The organism is Allorhodopirellula heiligendammensis, assembly GCF_007860105.1.
Lineage (GTDB): Bacteria > Planctomycetota > Planctomycetia > Pirellulales > Pirellulaceae > Rhodopirellula > Rhodopirellula heiligendammensis.
The window spans coordinates 2,201,657-2,224,749 of the sequence record NZ_SJPU01000002.1 but is presented as its reverse complement, the minus strand read 5'-3'; the positions used below and the strand labels follow the sequence as shown (position 1 = coordinate 2,224,749).

The 23,093-nt window shown below is 58.2% G+C and carries 10 protein-coding genes; all 10 read left to right on the top strand.

Annotation, left to right across the window (positions count from 1 at the left end):
- Positions 1-245: 245 nt before the first annotated feature.
- The 10 genes from Poly21_RS18440 to Poly21_RS18400 all read left to right on the top strand — a co-directional run bounded on the left by Poly21_RS18440 (position 246) and on the right by Poly21_RS18400 (position 22,717).
- On the top strand, positions 246-1,193 hold the full coding sequence (locus Poly21_RS18440; protein ID WP_146408329.1) for a purine-nucleoside phosphorylase: 948 nt from the start codon (positions 246-248) through the stop codon (positions 1,191-1,193).
- Positions 1,190-1,942, top strand: coding sequence for a tributyrin esterase (locus Poly21_RS18435; protein ID WP_146408328.1), 753 nt, complete (start codon positions 1,190-1,192; stop codon positions 1,940-1,942). The genes Poly21_RS18440 and Poly21_RS18435 overlap by 4 nt, the downstream gene beginning before the upstream one ends.
- A 231-nt stretch (positions 1,943-2,173) precedes the next feature.
- Positions 2,174-3,685 (top strand): trypsin-like peptidase domain-containing protein, encoded by a 1,512-nt coding sequence (locus Poly21_RS18430; protein ID WP_302119525.1) that lies wholly within the window; start codon positions 2,174-2,176, stop codon positions 3,683-3,685.
- A gap of 30 nt (positions 3,686-3,715) precedes the next feature.
- On the top strand, positions 3,716-3,871 hold the full coding sequence (locus Poly21_RS27685) for a hypothetical protein (RefSeq protein WP_302119524.1): 156 nt from the start codon (positions 3,716-3,718) through the stop codon (positions 3,869-3,871).
- Positions 3,872-4,401: 530 nt separating this feature from the next.
- A complete protein-coding gene (gene purD, locus Poly21_RS18425; RefSeq protein WP_146408327.1) occupies positions 4,402-5,709 on the top strand; it encodes a phosphoribosylamine--glycine ligase in 1,308 nt (435 codons plus the stop codon).
- 98 nt (positions 5,710-5,807) lie between these two features.
- Positions 5,808-7,211 carry a UTP--glucose-1-phosphate uridylyltransferase gene (locus Poly21_RS18420; protein WP_146408326.1) on the top strand — a complete coding sequence of 468 codons (1,404 nt, stop codon included), beginning with the start codon at positions 5,808-5,810 and terminating at the stop codon, positions 7,209-7,211.
- A gap of 399 nt (positions 7,212-7,610) precedes the next feature.
- Complete coding sequence (locus tag Poly21_RS18415) at positions 7,611-9,242, top strand: efflux RND transporter periplasmic adaptor subunit (RefSeq protein ID WP_302119522.1); 1,632 nt, start codon at positions 7,611-7,613, stop codon at positions 9,240-9,242.
- 71 nt (positions 9,243-9,313) lie between these two features.
- Positions 9,314-10,111 carry an ABC transporter ATP-binding protein gene (locus tag Poly21_RS18410; protein WP_146408324.1) on the top strand — a complete coding sequence of 266 codons (798 nt, stop codon included), beginning with the start codon at positions 9,314-9,316 and terminating at the stop codon, positions 10,109-10,111.
- Between the two features lie 16 nt (positions 10,112-10,127).
- A complete protein-coding gene (locus Poly21_RS18405) occupies positions 10,128-11,459 on the top strand; it encodes an ABC transporter permease (RefSeq protein ID WP_146408822.1) in 1,332 nt (443 codons plus the stop codon).
- Positions 11,460-11,812: 353 nt separating this feature from the next.
- Positions 11,813-22,717 (top strand): dockerin type I domain-containing protein, encoded by a 10,905-nt coding sequence (locus Poly21_RS18400; RefSeq protein WP_146408323.1) that lies wholly within the window; start codon positions 11,813-11,815, stop codon positions 22,715-22,717.
- Positions 22,718-23,093: the final 376 nt, after the last annotated feature.

Sequence of the window (23,093 nt, the reverse complement as noted above, 5' to 3'; positions counted from 1 at the left end):
CACGGCCGAATTTCGGGGCTGCCAGATTGTTGTGGCCGAGATGATGATAGAAGCTCGTCAGCACTGCTAGACTCGCCGAGAAACCGAATAGTCTGACGATTCTGCTACCTGCCAAGCCCGACTCGCTCCCAGTTTCTGGAAACTAAAAGTCGCCGCGAGATGAAAACCGCTGGTAGCAACACGACAGCGTACTCCCCCAACCCTCAGTCCCCCCACGATTGAACGTCCCCAGCACGTCCCAACCCATGGCAAAATCCAGCCCATTGGCCGTCTCGAAACCGTCCTCCAGCTCTGGGGGCGTCAGTGCGATGGTCGATTGTGTTCGCAAACAGGCGGCAGGCTGGTTTGCCGACTCCGAGACACCGCTGCTCGCGGTGATTCTGGGCAGTGGGCTGGGTGGTCTGGCAGATTCCATCGACGTCGCTGCGAAAATCGGCTTCGACCAACTGCCGGGGATGCCGGTGGCAACGGCGTTGGGGCACCGAGGGGAATTTCTATTGGGACGATTCGCCGGAGTGCGGGTCATCGCGATGGCTGGTCGGCTGCACGCCTATGAAGGCCACGACATCCATGCCATCTCGCGTGGGATGGCGCTGTTGGCTAGCTTGTCAGTGGACGCTGTGATCATCAGCTGCGCCGCCGGTGGGTTGAATTCTCGCTATCAAACCGGTGACCTCGTGATCATTGACGAGCATATTGGCCTGCTGCATGGACAGATGGGCATGGCGGCACTCTGTCAGCAGGACACGGTGCGGGGGGCCCCGTCCGGTCTGCGCTGCGGACGCCCCACCTGCGACCCGGAATTTGCCGACATCGTCTACCAAGTCTGTTCCGCCGAAGGGGCGGCAGGCCGGATCCACCGGGGGACGTACTTAGCCGTCAGCGGCCCAAATTACGAAACTCGGGCCGAGTGCCGCATGATGAAGAGCTGGGGGGCTGACATCGTGGGCATGAGTACGGTTCCCGAGGTCGTGTTGTCGAGCCGCGCCGGATTGCGGACAATCGCCATTGGTGTAGTGACGAACATGGCTGTGCCCGATGCGCCGATGACGGCAAGCCACGAGGATGTGCTCGCAGTGTCATCGCGAGCCAGCGAGAGATTGCAGCGAATCGTTGGTGCCATTGCCGCTTCGCTCAGTCGCTACCCATTGCATCACGGACAGCCTCAGCACGTTGGGAATGGATTTGCATGAACGAATTCGAGAAGCCTGATTTCACCTTTGACCTTACCAAGCTGACCAGTGGAGAACTGCGTCAGGCGATCGCAGCAATCGACGTCGATCCACCCCATGCGATGTCGGACTCGTCCGCTGCAGAGGAGGTTTTTCCATTAGTACGGCTGACTGGATTGCAGCGTCAGGATGCGGCGTGCATGCGATGGGCGAACTGGGTGCGGGTACATGCCGTTGGCGATCTGGGTGACTTTGCATTCGCGTCCTTCGCTGGGATTGATGTGCGACTGGAAGGCAGCGCGGGCGACGGCGTGTGCGAGGGCATGCGGCGGGGTGTCGTGCGGATCACAGGAAGTACGGGCTGCGGACTGGGGGCAGCGATGATCGGTGGTACCCTCGCGGTCTACGGGTCGGCGGGGCCGCGAGTCGGTGCGGCCATGCGTGGTGGTAGCATTTTTGTTCGCGGTGATGTCGGTGATGACACGGGTGCGGGGGCGTTGGCCGGTACGATTGTCGTCGGGGGCGATGCGGGCGTGAACCTCGGCGACGGGCTCAATAACGTCACCGTTTTCTTGCGAGGAAAAGCCGCGTCGCTGGCCCCGGGTGTGATCGACGTGCCGATCCGTAAACGCGAAGAAGTACGTCTGGGATTGTTACTGATGAGCGCCTCGATCCGTGGTAAACCGGGAGAGTTCCGACGCATCATCCCCGAGGCTCGCTGGAGGGCGGAGGAAGCGGGGGCGGGCGAGGTCCGCCCCAATTGGCGGTGAACACAAGCATCGTTTTTCATGTTTTTTTGCTGTGAAACTCAAAAATTCCTCAAGTTTGCGATCACGCGGATGCTTTGGGGTTGTGATCGACCATGTCCATTGTCGACCATCCCGACTCGCCAGTGCGAACGTTCGGTGACACGGATGTGAAGGATCGCGACCGCGTCAACCAAGCTTGATACACGTTCGCCGGCGACACGCCTTTTCTCAGCGTCCAAGGAGGGACGAACTGTGCCGATTCGCTCATTCAATCAAAACGCTTTCACAACACGTGGTTTTGCGTGTTGCGTATTTTCGCTACTGGCGCTGATCGCCTGCGGAGCATCTGCGACGGCGGACTCCATCCTGCTCGAATTCAGTTCAGACAACTGCCCCCCCTGCCGCGCCATGCAGCCGATCGTCTCCGAACTGATCGCTCGCGGCGTGCCGGTACGCCAGGTCGACGTGCAAGCCGAACCGCAACTCGCACAGCGCTATCGCATCCGCAGCACACCCACGTATGTCGTCGTGCAACAAGGTCGGGAAGTCACACGATTGGTCGGTGCTCAAACCGCCGCGAATCTATATGCGGCACTGCAGAAAAACGCCGGCGGTGAAATCGTCCCCACTCGCAGTCAGATCGATGCGTCGTCTGTCCGCAGTTCCAGCATTCAAGATCCCCAGACGCGGTTGGCACCGCTCAGCGCTCCAACGAACTCACTGGCTCAATCATCCAGCCGAACGGTACGTCGCGAACGCGAAGATGACCGCTCCGCTAGCAACCAACTCTCCCAAGGCGATTCCTGGCAATCCTTGGCGTCACTGAGTTCCGCAGAGGTCGGCCCCACCAGTCCAACCCCTGAACGGATCATCGAAGCGATGCCGAGTGCGTCGCTGGCTGATGCAGTGGAGCGTGCTCAAGCCGCAACGGTTCGCCTGCGAGTGCATGACGGCCGCGGTTACGGTGCGGGCACGGGCACGATCATCGACGTTCATGGTGAAGAGGCTCTCGTGCTCACCTGCGGTCACCTGTTTCGAGACGGCGACGGCAAAGGCAAAATCGAAGTCGACCTCTTTGTCGGTGGGCAACCTCACACCGTGTCCGGTCAGTTGATCGACTACGATGCGGGTGATCGAGATATCGGTCTGGTGGCCATTCGCCCCGGTATGCCGATCAAGCCGATCGACGTCGTTCGCGAGCACGATGTGATCAAGGTTGGCCAGACCGCATTCAGTTTTGGCTGCGATCGAGGCGACCCTCCCACCCGCCGCGATACCCGGATCACCGGAGTCAACAAATACAACCAGAATGTCGGCGGATCCAATCTCGAAATCTCCGGTGCACCAATCGATGGTCGCAGTGGTGGCGGACTGTTTGACGAGCAAGGACGTTTGATCGGCGTTTGCAACGCTGCCGACTACAAATCTGACATCGGTATCTACACCGGCCCCGGCTCGATTCACTGGCAGCTCGATCGGGTGCAACTGACGAGGCTCTATCAAGCCGACCCCACTGAAAACCTGGCGTCCAATCAGATCAGTGCGATCGATCACAGCGAGGCTCAAGCATCGAGCTCATCCCCAATGGCGACCAATCAATTCGCTGGCGTGAACGTCTCCGGCGCAGTCGCCGCTGAAACCGGCGACACGGAGATGATCGTCATTCTGCGAGATCGTAACGGCAACAGCCGCGAACAGGTCCTCACACTTCGCCAGCCCGACGCACAGTTGGTCCAGCAGATTCGCCAAGCGGCACGTCGCTGATCGGAACACTCCAGCGATCCAAGGACGAGAATGACGACAAGAGATCGCGAGATCGAAGTGATTGATGTCAACAACGCTGTGCTGCCCAAAGGCATCCACCGGGAATACACGATCCGGGGTGCAGAGGCGGGGCAAAGACGTGTTGTGCGAAAACCGATAGCCATCACCGGCGACGATTGTCGCTGAATGATCGCCGCATGCGAAAAAACAATCGCAAGCTCGCGATCGGAGATCGCTGCCAATTCGAACTTCACCACTGGCACTTCACCACTGGCGCGGCTTCGAACTGGCCCGCAGCAAAGAAGCCGGTGATACCAAGGTCGTCAAAGCGGGATTCGGATTCAAAATCGGTGCCCTAACCCAGTGGTGACGGAAATCAACGCTGGCCGGTCGTGTTAACAAGCATCGAGTCTATGCCGATCCGGGCTGAATCGGGCTCGACCCTGCGTTCAGTTACCAAGGTATCTGCGGCGGGCGCGGCATTGATTTGAAGGAAGCACAAGCGTCTCCCGGCGCAGGGGAAATCGGGGTAGAATTCCACGTCTGCGAGACCCGCCGCACCACTGCGACTCGCTTCCGCGGCTGTTCCGTCACGGAAAAACCACGAAATCTTGGCGGAAACGGGCAAATTGCCTGCCGACGTCTTTCATTTTTGCCTCGGTTTCCTACGATCATCCCATCTTCTCCCGCTTCGCTCCTTTCGCCCCCGCTGATTCATGCCTTCCTTTAACGTTCTCATCGTCGGCAGTGGCGGTCGCGAACACGCATTAGCCTGGAAAATCAATCAAAGTCCGCGTGTTAATAAGGTGTATGTCGCCCCTGGGAATGCGGGCACCGGTGTGGATGCGATTAATATCGATATTGCTCAGGACGATCACGAAGCATTGATTGCATTTGCCAAATCCAACAACGTGGGTTTGGTGGTAGTCGGCCCCGAGGCACCATTGGTGGCGGGGCTGGTCGATGACATGCTGGCGGCAGGACTGAAAGCGTTTGGGCCTTCGAAAGCCGCTGCCGAGCTCGAAGGCAGCAAGGTCTTCTGCAAGAATTTACTTCGTTCGGCGGATATCCCCACGGCGGATTACCGCACATTTCGCTCGGCCGATGACGCCATGCGATATATCAAGGACCGCTACAGCGAGCCGAATGATCCCGTCAACGTGGTGGTGAAGGCTGATGGGCTGGCAGCCGGAAAAGGCGTCGTCGTCTGCACGACCCGCAGTGAAGCACTCGAAGCGATCGACCGCATCGCTGCTCGCAAGGAATTTGGTGCCGCCGGAAAGGAACTGATCATCGAGGAGCGGTTGACTGGTCCGGAGGTCAGTGTTTTGGCGATCACCGACGGCGAAACCATCCTCACCCTGCCCACGGCGCAAGATCACAAACCCGCCCTCGATGGCGACCGCGGTCCCAACACCGGGGGCATGGGAGCCTACAGTCCCGCACCCGTGCTCGACGAGCAAACGCTCGCAGATGTCGAGTCCGGCATCCTGGTGCCGATCGTGCATGCGATGAAGCGCGCCCGGCGTCCGTTCAAGGGTGTGTTGTATGCTGGCTTGATGCTCACGCCCGCGGGTCCCAAGGTGCTCGAATTCAATGTGCGTTTTGGCGACCCTGAGTGCCAGCCGCTGTTGATGCGATTGCAAACCGATATCGTCGATGTGATGGAAGCGACCGTGGATGGTCGATTGGGCGAACTCGATGAGCTCACGTTCGATCCACGCCCTGCCATCTGTGTCGTGATGGCCAGTGAAGGCTACCCGGCATCCTACGAAAAGGGCTATCCGATCACCGGTATCGAGGCTGCTGACGCGATGCAGGATGTCAAAGTCTTCCACGCGGGCACCAGCGTGGTCGACGGCAAAGTTGTCAACACAGGCGGTCGGGTTCTCGGTGTTACGACAATGGGCGATTCCATCAGTGCCGCGAAGCTCCAGGCGTACAAAGCCGTGGCACAGATTCGCTGGCAGGGCGCCTGGTGCCGCAAAGACATCAGTGACAAAGCGCTCGTGGTCGCTCGCTAAACCAACGCTGGGCTGTTCAGCCACTGGTATTGACGTCGACTGGGCATGTGCAGTTTTTTGACGACACCTTCTCCATACCAATTTTAACTGATGCTTCGATGACTACTACTCGCGATGAACTCACCGCCATTGTCGCTCCCTACGACCAGACGCACGTCCTGCAGTACTGGGATGAGCTTGACGCCAGCTCTCGCGACCAGCTCGCCGCTCAGATCCGGGCAGTCGACTTGGCCGAACTCGCACGCTTAGTCGGTGGCGATGACCAGCCCACTGACTACGCTGAAATGGCGAGGCGGGCCACCTTGCCGCTGGCGGTATCGGCTGATGGTAGCGGTGTACCCTGGTCTCCCGCCGAGGCTCGCCAGCGTGGCGAGGAGGCGCTCCGGGCAGGTGAGATCGCCGTTATTCTTGTGGCGGGCGGTCAAGGCACGCGACTTGGTTTTGATTTGCCCAAAGGGATGTTTCCCATCGGGCCGCTGAGCGATCGCACACTGTTCCAAATCTTTGCCGACCGCTTGATTGCTACCGGACGCCGCTATGACGTAGCCATTCCCTGGTATTTGATGACCAGTGAAGCTACCGATGCGCCCACACGAGCTTACTTTGAGGAGCATGGAAATTTCGGCTTGGCGGCGGACCAGGTCGTGATTTTCAAGCAGGGCACGATGCCAGCTGTCGATGCCCAGACAGGCAAACTGCTGCTGGCCGAAAAGGACTCGCTGGCATTGAGTCCCGATGGCCATGGCGGCACACTGACCGCCCTCGATCGCAATGGGTGCCTGGACCGCATGCAGGCCAACGGGCACCGGCATCTGTTCTACTTCCAAGTCGACAATCCGCTGGTCACGCTCTGCGATCCTGAATTCATTGGTCATCACCTGCTCTCCGAAAGTGAGATGACTTCGCAGGTCATCCGAAAACGCTACCCCAGCGAAAAAGTGGGTAACGTGGTGGAAGTGGATGGACGCACGCACGTGATCGAATATAGCGATCTGCCGGATCAAGCTGCCGAAATGACGGACGAGAATGGCGGGTTGAAACTGTGGGCGGGCAGCATCGCGGTGCACTTGTTCGACGTCGCTTTTCTAGATCGGGAACGGGGAAGCGATTCATCACTGCCGTTTCATCGCGCCAGTAAAAAGGTTTCCTATCTCAATGAGGCTGCTCAAGCGGTACAGCCAGAAACTCCCAATGCGACGAAGTTCGAGAAGTTCATTTTCGACCTACTTCCTGCCGCTGAGCGGACCATCATTTGCGAGGTCGAGCCGGGCAAAGCGTTCGCCCCAGTCAAGAATGCCGACGGAGCTGAGGCGGATACTCCTGCTTTGGCCCGTCAAGCGATCGTGGACTTGCACCGCTCGTGGCTAGCCCAGGCGGGGGCCGCGGTGGACGATGGTGTAAAAGTTGAAATCAATGCAAATTTTGCGCTCGATCCTGACGAATTACGGGCTAGGATAGCTCCGGAACTTCATGTCGCCGCGGATCAATACTTTGATGCCTAAGGGCGTACAACTGCGTTTTCAATGCGCCGGCGAGATAGCGTCGCTACGGTGGCCGACCTGACGCGACCAGCTAAAGATTTGGCGTAATGCCATGATGTCTGCTGTCTCCCGCGTGGTGGTGTGTCGCGTCGTGCAATCGAATTTGCAGTGTTGACTTCGTCCGAAAACATTGTTTCAAAAGGACTTACGACGGACATCGATCTTTTTTTAGGTTGAGTTTCGTAGAAACTACCGATCGATTTGCCGTTGACCGGGGTTTCATGGTTGCCAATTGGTGTTTGCACGCAAGATGCAACTCAATAGGCTTCGTAAATGGGTGAAATTTATCGCCTTGCCACGCCTCAGGGATCGTCAATCGATTTTTCGTCCCTGCCCCCCCTCCTTGCCCCCCTCCCCACTATGTTCTCCCACGCTTCGAGTCGATGCTGTTCCGTCACCTCGCCCCGCCATGGCGGGGTGAAGGTTGTATTGCTGGTGCTGCTAGCCATTGCCGGCGGTGCAGGCTGGTATGCCTATGACCTGTACAAGGAACGCAGCAAGCGGATTTCGCCTGACGATCTGCTGATCAGCGAGGTCACTCAAGGTCCATTCGATCACACGATCGTCGAGCAGGGCGAAATTGAGAGTAGCAGTAATACGGAGGTGATTTGTGAAATTGAAGCGCGCGGCAATGCCGGGACTGCCATTCTGTGGGTAATTGATGAGGGCACCCACGTAGTCAAAGGCGATAAACTGGTCGAACTGGATTCGTCGAACCTGGAGGTTTCTCTGAAGGAAAACCGAATTGAGGTGATCACTGCTGAAGCGGCCGTGGCGACGGCAGCAGCTCTGTTGGAGCAGGCGACGATTTCGCGCGAGGAGTATCTCGAAGGCTTGTTCCTGACCGAAGAGAAAGCGATCCTCAGTGAGATGGCGATTGCCGAACAGGAGATGCGGAAGGCTCAGTTGGCACTTGAGAGCAGCGAGCGACTCGTGGCAAAGGGGCTCGTCAATTCGTTGCAGCTCGAAGCGGACAAATTTGCACTTGCCAATACACGAAATCAACTCGATGCCGCCAAAGGGCGGTTGCGAGTCTTGCAGGATTTGACCAAACGTAAAATGTTGGTGCAGTTTGATAGCGACATTGAAGCTGCGAAAGCCGGCCTGACCGCCGCCCGCGAAAAGCTCTCCGAAGAGCAACTCGAGTACCGCGAAATTGAGCAACAGATTGCCAACTGCGTGATGGTAGCGCCGACGGAGGGTGTCGTTGTGCACGCCAACAAACAAAGTCATCGTGGTGATTCGGAATTTGTTGTCGAAGCGGGAGCGGTTGTCCGTGAGCGGCAAACCCTGGTGCGTCTGCCCGACCCGAGCAAAATGCAAGTTCGTTGCAAGGTCAACGAATCTCGCATCACGCTGCTTCAGAAGGGAATGCCCGCAAAGATTCGCATCGACGCCTTGCCCAATCTAGGATTAACCGGGCATGTTGCGAAAGTAAATCGCTATGCCGAACCGGGCAGCTGGTTCAGTTCATCGATCAAGGAGTATGGTGTCATCGTTGAGATCACCAATCCTCCTGACAATATACGCACCGGCATGACAGCGGCCGTCGAAGTGTTCGTCGAGCAATTGCCTGACGCGACTCAGGTTCCGATTCAAGCGGTGTATGAACACGACAAGAAAATGTACGCCTTGGTGCAGACCGGCGTCCAGGATTTCCAAACGCGCCAGGTGAAGATCTCCGCCACCAACGATACCATGGCCAGTATTACCGAGGGACTCGTCGCTGGTGACAAGGCGGTTTTGAATCTCCGCGAGCACCTGGCGTTGATGGACCTGCCTGAGGTCGTGGCTGAGGACAACAGCGATATGATCAGGAAGTATCAACCAGTCGCCGCCGCTGATGCAGAGACATCGAGCGCGGAAACGGTCAGTGCCCGGCCAGAGGTTGAGGATGAATCAAGCGTCCAGTCGACGTCTACTCCCCGTCGTGGAGAGGCGAAAGAAACCGCTGAGATGACCACCAAGAATACCGACCAACCGGCCGCATGAGAAATTTCCTGCAGCGTTCCGGAGAACCATCCACCTCACATCCATCGCCGGCGGCAGCCGGAAAACCGGCGATGACGCCCTATCAGCCAGCGAGTCCTATTGCTGCAGCGAAACTCGCTACGCGGATTGATGGGTTGACGAAAGAGTATGTGCTCAAGAGCGAAACGGTCAGGGCACTGCGGGGTGTATCGTTCGATGTCCCTCAAGGGGATTACGTAGCAATCATGGGACCGTCGGGAAGTGGCAAGAGCACGCTCTTGAACATGCTCGGCTGCCTCGATCAGCCTACCGCCGGCAGCCTGTACCTTGGTGACGATAACATTAGCCTGATGTCGGACGATCAGCTCGCCGATATTCGCAGTCGCCGGATTGGGTTTGTGTTCCAATCCTACAATCTGATTCAACAACTCACCGTTGTTGAGAACATCCAGGTTCCCCTGTACTACCAGGGGCTGCTCGGTGCGAAGGAATACGCTCGGGCGGTTGAACTGGCCGAACGGGTTGGACTTGCCGATCGGCTCGACCACCGCCCCAATCAACTTTCTGGCGGACAGCAACAGCGTGTCGCCATCGCCCGCAGCCTCGTCAATGACCCGTACTTCATCCTTGCTGACGAGCCGACGGGAAACCTCGACAGTGTCACGACGGATGAAATTTTGGCACTCTTTGATCAACTCAATGGCGAAGGTCGGACGATCATCCTCGTGACTCACGAGGACGATGTTGCCGAGCGTGCCCGCCGGATCGTCAGGCTCAAGGACGGTATGCTTTATAGTGACGAACCCGTCAGCGATGAACGTCGGCAGACTGCCCGGGAGCTGCAAGCAGCCGCTGCAATCGCGGTGAAGAACAAACAGGGACTCTCATGAAGGCGGTTGGCCGATGCTGATGTGGTTGCGAACAATTCGCATGGGGGTCAAGAGCTTGACGCTGCACCCGTTGCGCACCGGCCTGACGATGCTTGGCATCCTGATCGGCGTGTGGTCGGTGATTGTGTTGACGGCCATCAGCCAGGGTGCAAGTAACCAGGTGCAGAAACAGATTGAGTCGCTCGGTGCGACCACAATCATTGTCCGCTCGGTGAAACCGCCTGAGGAGAAACTCGCTGGTTCATCGGCGTCCAAATATGGTCTGTCTCGTAGTGAACTCGACCAGATCATCGCCACCTTGCCGATGATCGACAAAGCGGTCCCGATCCGCGAGATCAAACGCCAATTCACACATGGTGACGAACTGATTTCCGGACGCTTAGTCGGATGCACGCCGGGCTATAAAACCGTCAACCGGCTTGAGTTGCGGCGGCGGGGTGGCCGGTTTCTGACCGACGCTGACAGCGCGCGGGCGGAAAACGTCTGTGTGATCGCATCAGGGATCGCCGATGGCTTGTTTCCCTATGAAGACCCCGTCGGTAAACGTATCTATGTTCCTGAACATACCGATTACTACCGCATTGTGGGTGTGCTCGAATCCCGCAGCGCTTCGGCAGCGATCGGCGGTTCGCTGGATTCGCAAGATTTCAATCGAGACGTCTATATCCCGATCGAAACCATGCAAAAGCGTATTGGTGACACCATTGTCACTCGCCGCAGCGGCCAGTTCCAAGTCGAAATCATGGAACTCAACCAGATCACCATGCAGGTAGAACGGGTCAGCCAAGTGCGGCCGACGGCCAAGGTGATCGAGAGCATTCTGGCGGCCAAACATAAAGACGCGGGAGACGTGGCCGTGGTGGTACCGCTCGAACTGCTCGAACAGGCTCGCAACCTAAGACTGATGTTTTTGGGGATTGGCGTTTTGATCGCGTGTATTTCGCTGTTGGTCGGTGGTATTGGAATCATGAACATCATGCTGGCCAGTGTCACCGAGCGGACCCGCGAAATCGGAATCCGCCGCGCCTTGGGCGCTCGCCGCCGGGATATTGTCCGACAGTTCTTGGTCGAAACGATCCTGTTATCGTTTGCGGGTGCTGCGTTAGGAATCGTGCTTGGATTTCTTGGTCCACCGATGTATCGCGGCGCGATTCTACTCATCGCCAAGGGGTTTCCTGAGCAGTTTGCAGTATTGCCCAGCGCGATTCGAGATTCACAGCCCACGATCGTAATGGAAACCATTCCACTCGCTGTGGTGATCGCTGTCGCGGTAGGATTGGGTAGCGGCCTGTACCCCGCGATCCGCGCCGCGCGAATGAATCCCATCGACGCACTCCGGCACGAGTAACCAGCAGCCAGTTCCATCAAGTCCTTTGGAAGGGCGCGTCATCGAAGATGGGTTTTCACCAAACCGGTCGCTAAACGAGATGGCGAAGCTCGCCCTCGAAGGGATCGGCTCCGATTGGGGTGGAATGAGTGAACCGAGTCGCGTCAGCGCCCGGGCCTGACGGCATCACCCGGTACTTGAGGGCCTCGCCCGGTGCCTGACGGCACTCCGCTTACATTCGTGATCGCGCGACGTCCAAGCCATGCGAGCGGGTCCACGCTCCTTCTGCGGGAAACGAGGCCTACGCCCTCTGCACTTTTAAGTTAAAGTGGGAGCCCTTCGATGTGAATGAGCCTGGCCCGTTAGAAGAAAACATGATGAGCAATTTATTTGGATCCGAGCGTCCGCTGCGTACAAAATCCTCCCGTCGCCGACGACGCATTAAGCAACGTTCGACCTTGGCGTCACTCTTTCTAGAGCGTCTCGAAGATCGCCGCATGCTGGCGACGCTCGACCTGAGCGGTGGGGCCCTCAGCTACGACGGCAGCTCAGCTACAGGCACCTTGGCCGTCGAGCTCGTCGGCACCGACTACCAATTCACCGATACAGAAAACATTACGGTCAGTGGCGCGGACGCGGCGAGTTGCACGGGAACCGGCACCATGGTTGTCTCCTGTGCGGTCAGCGCCGTGACCTCCGTCGACATTGATGTCGCCCATGCGGCAACGATTTCAGACCTGACACTCACAGGAAACCTGTCCGTGGCGGCGGGGAATGTGACGCTGAATGGTCCGGTCACCAGCGGCGACACGGTCACACTTACTGCAAGCGACGGTGCGATCACGGACAACAACACCAGTGATCCAGACATCGCGGGCACCAACATCAACCTCACCGCTACCACGGGCATTGGCGCGTCGACGGATGCCAATCCCACGTTGGAAATTAATGGCACCAATTTGAACGCCGCGACCAGCGGTGGCGACATTTTCATCACCGATACGGCGGGCGGTGTGGCCCTCGAGGCAGTGTCGGCGGGTGCCGGGCTCATCAATCTGACCTCCCAGAATGGAGCAATCACCGATGGCAACGGTGCCGACGTCAACCTCACTGCAGCGAACGGTCTGACCCTGACGACGACAGGGGCCAACAACGCGATCGGTACGAGTAGCGATGCCATCGAAACTGCGATTGCAACGCTCACGGCCACAACCAACGACGGCGACATCTACATTGCCGACACGGCGGGCGGAGTGGCCCTCGGAGCGGTGTCGGCGGGAGCCGGATTCATTGGCTTGACTGCTCAGGACGGCGCGATCACCGACGGTAACGGCGCGGACATTAACCTCACCGCGGCCAACGGTGTGAGCTTGACGGCAACGGGGACCAACAATGCGATCGGAACCACGGGCGATGCGATCGAGACGGCGACAACATCGCTCACGGCCGCAACCAACGATGGCGACATCTACATCACCGACACGGCGGGCGGTGTGGCCCTCGGTGCGGTGACGGCCGGAGCAGGATTCATTGGTCTGACCGCTCAGAACGGCGCGATCACCGATGGCAACGGTGCGGACGTCAACCTGACTGCGGCCAACGGTGTGAGCCTGACGACGACAGGCGCCCACAATGGGATCGGTACTGCTGACGACGCGATCGAGACGACGACCGGATCGCTCGACGCCACGACGAACGATGGCAACATTTACCTTACCGATACAGATGGCGGCGTGGCCCTGGGTGCCGTGTCGGCCGGCGCGGCATTCATTGACTTGACCGCTCAGAACGGCGCGATCACCGACGGCAACGGTGCGGACGTTAACCTAACTGCCGCCAACGGCGTGAGTTTGACGACGACCGGATCCAGTAGCGCCATCGGGACGGCCGATGATGCGATCGAGACCGCCATCGGAGCGCTCACAGCCACGACCAACGACGGCGGCATTTACATTGCCGACTCGAATGGGCCGGGAATGATCATCAACGCCGTTCTGGCGAAGGAAAACGGACACACGCCTTATATTGATGGCAACAATCAAATCGTGCTGGATAATAATGGGACGCAAGGCACCGATGACGTCTCCATCTCTGTTCAAGGCAACGTCCTGCTCAATACCGTTACGGCTCCGGATATGGCCACGATCACCTCGATTGCCGGCAGAGTACTGGACATCAACGAAGGTTCCAACAACGTCCTGGGGCAGAGTGTGAGCCTCATCTCCAACGGCTCGATCGGCCAAGACGGCGATGCGATTGAATCGTCGGTCGAGACTTTTAGTGCCAGCACAACCGATGGTTCGATCTTTCTGTCATCGCTGCTTGTGAGCACGGCGGCGTCCGTCGTCGCAGGCGGGGCGGGCAACCAGGTGTTGGTGACGAGTACAAGCCCGAGTCTGCAAATCCAGACCATTACGGCACAGGGGAATGTCACGGTGCAAAACGGAGGCGGTTCACTGCTCGATGACAACGGGACGGATGTGAACATCACCGGATCAACCGTCAGCCTGAGCGGCGCGTCCGGCATCGGAACTGAAGTTGATCCGTTGGAGACACACACTGCAAACTTGAGTGCGACGGTCAGTGCCCCCGCATCCGGCATCACCCCCGCCGCTGTCATTTTCATCGACAACAACGACGGTGGCCTCGTTGCGGTCAGTTCGGTTGCAGCTACGACGAACGGTGGCGACGTGGCGATTAACTACCTTGGTGGTTCTCTCTCGTTCGTCGGGAGCACGCAGGTGCTTAACGCCGCGGGTGCGGCGGTGACCTTTGAGACCAAGACTGGCGATGTCAAGGTTGGTCTTGTCGATGCCGGTAGTAGCGACATCAGCATCATCACGCCAGGGGCCATCACCGATGAAGGCAACGATGCCGACGTGGACGTCCGTGGGGGCTCAGTGAGACTCACCGCTGGGTCTGGAATCGGCGGTGACTCGAATGAAATCGAGACGGACGTCGTGTCACTGGAAGCGACGACGAGTGCCCAAGGCATATTTATCTCAGAAGCCAGTGCGTTCACGGTGAGCGTCTCGGCAACGGCCGGAGATATCAATGTGAGCAACACTACCGGCGACATGACCTTGGGACTTGTTTCCTCACCTAGCCAAGTAACACTCCACACCAGTGGCGCTATCCTGGACGGGAACGGCGCTGACAATAATGTATCTGCGGACACGCTCAATCTTTCCGCGGCGAACGGCATCGGATCGAGCGGCGACGCCCTGGAGATCTCGGTTAATACGTTAACGGCAGACGGCGGAGCGGGCGGTGGACTATGGATTGCCAATAGCATGGCACTCGCGTTGGCCTCGGCAGCGGCAACAGGCGGGCCGGTTTCCATATCTGCCTCGGGCGACCTCACGGTCAGTTCGGTGACCGCGACCGGCCAGGACGTCACGTTGAAGGCATCCGGCAAATTGATCGATGGCAACGGCACGACCACCAATGTTAGCGCCGCAAGCGCGACCCTGAATGGGTCCATGATTGGCACCTCAAGCGACAAGATCGAGACCGAGGTGTCTACGCTCACGGCGGCCACGACGAGCGGCGGCGTCTTCGTGAGTGATGTTGGTACCGGAAGTCTGACTCTTACCGCTACAGCCACCGGACAGGCGGCCGATATTGACATCGACAGCGCGGGCAGTATCGTCCTCACGACCGCGATCGCCCAGGGCGACACGGTGAAGCTAGATGCTGCCGGAACGATCACGAATGGCAACGCCCCTCCCCCGCCGGTAAAGTCCAACATTATCGCGAAAACGCTCGAAATCACTGCTCCTGGCGGTATCGGCACCCCCACGAACCCACTCGAAGCGGACGTGAATCAAGTGGCCGTGGCCGACGGTGGCTCAGTTGGCGCAAATATTAATTTCACCGGCCCGCTCCTGCTCACCGAAGCGGCGTTGGAAGCAGCGGGCAGCGGCACGCTGACGTTCAATGCAGATTCGATCGCGATTGAAAACATCAGCGACGATACTGCCACCATCGCGTCCGGTCGATCTCTCCTGCTGCAAACGACAACCGGGGCCATCGTATTTCTTGATCCCGCAGACACGATTGAGACGACTGGTGCCGGCACGATCACCATCCAATCGGGGACCGTCGTGGAGAGCGGGGCCGTCGCCGTGTTGGGCAACCTCAAGACGGCGGGCGGAAACATTCTCGCTACCGCCGACCGAACCATCACGATAGGCCAGTTCGATGCCGGGGCGGGTGACGTCACTGTCGAATCCCACGCCGGGATTATTGTCGACGGCAACGGGACGGCCGTGAACGTGATCGCTGGGACAGCGACACTCGCTGGTGCCGCTCCGACGGCACGCCAGGCCGAACTCGATGAAGAGTTTGCAATCGCTAACGCGGCAGCGTTCACAGCGCAGGCGGCCGCAGAGCAAACCACGGCCAACGCTCTCGAAGGCCAACTCAACATTGCCAATCTATATGTAGAGGACTTACAAGTTGCGGTTGCCAATGACAAGGTTGCCGCCGATTCTGCTGCCGACGCATATAACCGTGCAACGAATACTTCGAACGGTCTGAACGTGGCTGTGGCAACTGCGGGCACCGTCGTCAGTGCTGCCAGTGTCGCGACAAGTGCCGCAGCACTGGTTGCGGGACCTGCCCAAGCCATTCCGCTGACTGGTGATTTAGGTGCAGGCACGATTTTGGCTGGACTCCAAATTGGTTTAAATGTTGCCCAGGTTGCACTGAACGTGGCCTCCATCGCGGCGACCTCGTATGCGTTTACCGTGACCGACTTGGGCAATGAAAAGTCAGCTGCGACCGCGCAACTTCTCGCCGACTCGTCCTCACTGAATCTGGCGCTGGCGTCGCAAAATTCCTTGTCGGAAGCGAACTCCATTTCGCTGGCAGCGGCCGCCAATTCAGCGATTGTTCGCGATGCCTCCGAACGTGTTCGTGACCAGGCCATCTTGGCCCGTGATCAAGCAAATGTGATCGGCTCCGCTGCCGAACCGCTCGGCCTCGACGTCAGCGGGGTGGTCAATGTGACTGCTGGCCCAACGGACAGCTACTTGGAAGTGACTGGCGCCACTGCCATCGACCAAATTCAGACCACCGGCAGTGTCACCCTGATCTCGACCGGCGCCATCAGCGACGCCGACGCGGGAGCTGGGGCGGACGTCCTGGCCACAGGACTGAACATCGCTGCCGCAGGCGGCATCGGAGCGACAACGGATCCCATTGAAACACGTGTGGCTACGCTCAATGCCACCAACACCACCAGCGGGGACATCGTGATTGCCAACATCGCCGGTGACCCGGCGGCGCTCGACATCACGGGCATCTCAAACTCCGGTGGCGGCGATGTCGTGATTTCCAATCAGGGCAGCACCGTGGGTGGCGAAGGCATCACGGTCAGCGGCCCAGTGAGTGCCAACGATGCTACCGCTGCGGTAACGATCAACTCCGGCAGTCCGCTGACCATCGACTCGGACATCACCGCGGCGGGGGCGATCGTGCTGACCGCATCAGACACCGCGAACTCCGGTGATGACCTGACCGTCATGTCAGGTGCCACCATCGAGTCCACCGGCTCATCTGTTACGCTCCAGGCCGGTGACAATATTATCGTTGAGTCGGGCTCGACGATCCAAGCGAGTACCGAGATCGTCATCACAGCTGACTTTGACGACGACCCGGCCGATACGACCGGCGCCAACGTGATGATCGCCGGCACGCTCGTTTCGCCGACGGCCACGATTGGCGTCGGCGACAATGCCGACGACGACGACACGTTTACAATCGCGCCCCAGCTCGCGACGCCGATCACAGTGGACGCTGGCGATGGCAGCGACACGCTGAACTTCAACGCCAACGGCCTTGCCGTCACCATCGCCGGCAACCAGATCACGGCTGCGGGCATGCAACCGGTGACGTTCAACAACTTCGAGTTCGTGAACATCCTCAATGCAAGTGGCGGTGGCAGTATCACGCTTTTGGCAGCCGCCGGTGACGCCGACACGCTGACCCTGACGGGCACGGGTCCGCAAGCGGGTACGTTCTCGCTCAATGGCGGCGTGCCTATCGCGTTCACCGACGTGGACAGCTTTTACTTCAATGCCAACGACATGGCTGATGTCATCACCGTGGCCCCGTTCGCCACGTCGGTGCTGCCGTGGAATGTTGGCGTGACGATCGATGGCGGCACCGGTGACGACCAGATCATTTACAACAACGTCGTAGGACTGATTGATCGCACGAGTGTGACCGCGACCGCTCCACAGGCCGGACACATCGACTCACCTGGCGTGACGTCCGCGCTGAATAGTCAACTGGTCTCGTTCACGAACGTGGAGGAAATCTCGGCGAACGCGAACTCAGGCGAGGACGAGCAGCTAACCGTGAACCAACGCGACACCTCAGCTGCTGACACGACCACTCTGCTCGACGATACCGCCGAACTCGTTGGACTCTTCAACGTCGAAATGGAAAACTTCGTTGGCTTAACACTCAATGGCAGAGGTGGCAACGACACCTTCAACATCACTCCTGGCACAATTCCAGTGTTCGTCAATGGCGGCAATCCGATCGGCAGTACTGCCGGCGACCTGATCAATTTCCTGCCGACATCGACGTACATGCTCGAATCAGGCCCCGAGAATGATTCCGGCGGACTCGTGCCGAGTGACGCACAGCGTGTCAGTTGGGATCATATTGAACAGCTTTCTGTCTCCGGTGGTACGGGAGGAGTATTCCAGGGTACCAACGGTGACGACGCTATCACCATCATCGCCCGCGACAGTTCCACACACACGGCAGCCGACGGCGTTCAGGACTTCACCGTCAGCCTCAACGCCGGGCCGAGCATCCTGTTCTTAAACACACCGGTATTTACGGTAAACGCATTGGCTGGAGACGACGATATCGTCCTACAGACCCTGGACCCCGCCGCGGCGGTCTGGGATGTGGACTTAACCATTCGCGGTGGAGCGTCCTCTTCCACGACCGGTACTGGGCAGGGAGGAGACGTTTTCTCATTGGAATCCCAAGGAACACAAACGGTGACCTACTCACCTTCGGTTATCGAGGTCGCCGAACTTTCGTCAACGATCAACATCAGTGCAGTTGAACAGGTTGGTTACGAAGGACAGGGCAGCGATACTCTGACTATCAATGGGACCGGACGGGATGACAATTTTGTCGTGAGTCTGGGCAATGGCGGTAGCGGCAGCCACCGGTCCAACGCAGCACCATCGTTCGATTACACCGGCGCAAGTGACGTGACGGTCAATGGCGGGACGGGAGGATTCGATGTCCTGAGTCTACTCGGTGGTGGGGGCGTCGACACGGTGACCTCGACCGCCACGGTTGTCACGATTGCTGACCAAGGCACGCTCACGCTCGGCAGCAACCTGAGCCGCTTTGAGCTGCGCACTTTTGGTGGCAATGACAATATCACTCTGGATCTTGATGTACCCGGCATACAAAACTTTGTCGATGCTGGTGACGGCAACGATGTCATTGACATGGCCGGTTCGCAGGGGGCCACGATCTTCGGCGGGCTAGGCGATGATACCATCACCGGCTCGGATGATGCGGATCTGATTTTCGGTGGAGCCGGCCAGGACGTCATCATGGCAGGAGGTGGGGACGATGAAGTCAACGGCGAGGCCGGCAACGACATCATCATGGGCGGGCTAGGAACCGATAGACTATTTGGTGGTTCCGACAGCGATGTTTTTAACTGGAATGCTGGCGATGGCAGCGACTTTGTCGACGGCGGTAGCAATGCAAGTGACATCCTTAACGTCAGCGGCAGCAGTGCCGCTGACGAATTCATGTTGCAACCAGCCAATGACTCAACCCATCTCCAGGTCATCCTTGGTGCGGGCATCGTCGATACGCAGGGCGTCCAACAAATCAATGTCAACGGCCTGGGCGGCGGTGATGCGTTCACGTTAACCGACCTCACGACGACCGAAGTGGTCAAAGTCAATCTAGACCTCGGCGCCGCTGGGTCGAAAGACATGATCGGGGTCCATGGTCGCAGCGTCACCGACGACCTACTCGTTTCCAGTACGGGTGGCGTCGTGAACGTCGCCGGGCTGGAATACGACGTCACAGTGAAGAACGCTGCTGCGGCTGATCAGGATCTGCTAAGGCTGTTAGGGAACGAGGGCAACGATATCCTCACGGCGGCAGCGGGAGTCCAAGACACGATCCTAATGACCCTTGAGGGCGGAGCGGGCGATGATTTCCTGTCCGCCGACGCTACCTTGATTGGCGGTCCCGGTGACGATCATCTCCATGGCGGCGCTGGCGATAATCAGCTATTCGGCAATGAAGGCGAGGACACGCTGATGGGCGGTCCTGGCAACGACACGTTCGATGGCGGCAGCGGCTTTGATACGATTTTGATCCAAGGAACGTCCGCCAGTGACAGTATCGGCGTTGACCAATCATCGGCGACGACCCTCACCGTTCAGCTCAACGGCGTGAACGATACCGACACCCTGATCGCAGGCACGATTGAGCAAGCTCAGGTGGACGCTGGGCAGGGCGACGATGACATTGGTGTCCGGATTTCGCAGGATCTCAATGCGACCCCAGAGAACAGTCTGCGCGTGACCGTTCACGGCGGTGAACCCGACGCGAGTGATCGCCTGCTGGTTATCGATGATGGGATTGGCAATACCGTGCAAAACCATCAGGGAGCCGACGAACAGAGTGGTACCGTGATCGTTGGTCCGCTGTCACCGGTGTCCTACAGTGGGATTGAATATGTCAATATTGCGCCGCTCGATACCGATTCATCGAGCAGCACGTTTGGAGGCACGGGAAGCGACAGCCTGGGGCGCATCGTTGTATTTCACCCAGATGTTTTCTCCTACAACAGTACCTTTCATAATCCCACCGAATTTTCAGATTTGGTTCAGTACACGGCCAAACCATCCATTGCGCCAGGCTCCCAGGCTGATCCGTTTGGACTCGGTTCCGAGCTTCAGGCGGATGTGGACTGGTATCGTTTCACCGCCCCAAAAACGGGCACCTTCGAGTTTCAATTATTGTTTGACGCGGTCCCCGTGCTTGCTAACGGGCAGGCCGGCCTGCCCGGTGACGGACAACTGCGATTAGACGTTTTCAACGCCGACGGGACACCGATTACACGACTGCCCACGGAGACGAATGATGCGACCCAGGCGATTGGAATGGAGGCTGGGCTTAGCTATTTAGTACGTATCCAGGGAGCGACTCCGGATTCGATTAATATTTATGACATCAATGTTGCTGATGTGGACGCGATCGGACCGCAGATTGTTGATCCTGATGGTGCCGGACCGCAGCAGGCAATTGAAATCACGGGGATTCCCACCTACAACCTGTTTGACGTCAAGCCTGTTAGCCAAGGGCCGACGCCGTTGGTCAATAGTCTCACCATCCATATTCAGGACGGCCCCAATCGATTCCCTGGGTTTACCTACGGAGCCTTGGACCCCGACATCTCCTCGGCAGCAGGTCTTTACACTCTGACTGGAGATCACAATGGGATCATCGACATCTCGGCCATTGTTGTGACCAACGCCCCTGTCACTGCAGGCGGACCGGCAACCGCCACGATCGAATTACAGTTCGATTCTCCTCTGCCGGACGATCGCTATACCCTGATGTTGAGCGACTCAATCGTCGACCCCAGCGGGAACCAGCTCGATGGCGAGAGCGATGCCCAAGAGCCGCAAGGCGGTCCGACGTTTCCTTCAGGTGATGGAGTCCCGGGTGGCGATTTTGTAGCACGCTTTACGGTGGATTCGCGAGCAGAAATCGGTGTTTACGCCGACGGTAGTGTCTTCATTGATACCAATGGGAATCGACAATTCGATCCTGAGGCGATTGATAGCGATTTTACGAATGAAGATATCGTCTACAAACAGGGAGAACAAAACTCTCTGACGATTGCTGGAAATTTCGTACGCGATGCTGATGGTATCGCTGATGGATATGACAAACTTGCAACCTATGGCTCTTTCGGGGGAGCGTTGCGTTGGTTGATTGACACCAACAACAACGGTGTTCCCGATCTCGTCGTGACGACATCCCCCCAACAAAACGGGCTACCCTTCGCTGGAAACTTCGACGATAATTCAGTCAACGGTGATGAGGTGGGTCTCAAGAGCGGGACGACGTGGCACCTCGATACCGATCATGACTTCCAAGTCGACAAGACGCTTGCGGGCAACATGACAGGTTCGCCGTTCGTGGGAGACTTTGACGGCGATGGGATCGATGATCTCGGCGCATGGTCCAACGACCTGTTCGTGCTCAATCTGAGCAGTGGCGACGTCGACAATATCGACGGCTACACGGATGTGTCCTTCACATTCGGGTTTCCAGGTGTCCGTGAACAACCGTTTGCGGCTGATTTTAATGGTGACGGCCTCGCTGACATCGGCCTGTGGCAGCCTGACGGCACCGGCGTAGTACCAGAGGAACAGGGCGAGTTTTATGTTTTGATGAGTCATACGAGGCCGCTCGCAGATGCACCATTGGGAGGCGGGCCTGCATCGGTTGTCACAGTGCCGGACCGAATCACAGCCACGATTGACGGCTCGGGTGGCACTGAGATTTCGTTCACACCACAGTCGTTTGGGTCGGACTTTTTCGCCGCCTTTGGTGATTCCGATGCGCTGCCTGTCGTGGGCAATTTTGCTCGCCCGTCGCTATCAGCTTCGGGAATTCCAGTAGACCCGGTGAGTTTGGCTGTACTTGGTACGACGAACCTCGATAACCCCTTTGATGTCAACCGCGACGGCAACGTCACAGCCCTGGATGCGCTGTCGATCATTAACTACCTCAATAGCGAGCAGTCGACGTCAGTGGGGTCGATCTTAATTGAGTCCGGCAGCACAATGTTGGACGAGGGACCGATGTTCAATGTCAATGGAGACGGTTTCATCACGGCCTTGGACGCCCTCCACGTGATCAACCATCTCAATGAGCTCGACAGCCAGATTGCGAATCCCGAGCCCGTCGCCCCGGTCATTGTTCCGGCGAAAACTCCTGACTTGTTCTCCGATCGCGAGGATGAGCGGACGCGGGAGCTCGCAACGGTCATTCACGACGTTGCCGAGGGATTGGTCAAATCCGCAGAGGATGCGCAGCCCGGCGGTTCGCAGTTGAGAGACTCTGCCAATTCGTCTCAGCTGCGAGTCGATGACTTCTTTGCAAACTGGGACCGGGAGACCGCTGCAGATCGATCGGCAGCTAGAGATTCAGACGTTTCCTTTGACGTCGAACTCTTAGCGACACCCGAGCGCTAACTCGCTATGGGTAAGGGTGAATCGGTTCGCAACCGCGGATCCGTAGCGTCCTGACAATCTTCCGTCCAAACGACGTAGGTGTGCAGAGAGTGATCATCACTACTCCATCGTCGACTTGGACGCCGTTGTTCTACGAATGCGTCGATCCTTGGGCATTGCCAATGAGATGATTCGACGCGGGGGGATGGAAGCGGCCGACGCCTTCGCGGCGTGAACTGCTCTCTCTCGACAGCGTCTGCTGCCCCCTCTGTTTCGTAAAGTTCGCGAACGATGGCGCCCCTGTCCACTCGGCGGGGTAGTTCTCCCCAGAGAGGTTTATTGCGGAATCGCTTAAGAAACCAAGTCGAACTGAAAATGACGCATTTTTGTAGTTGAC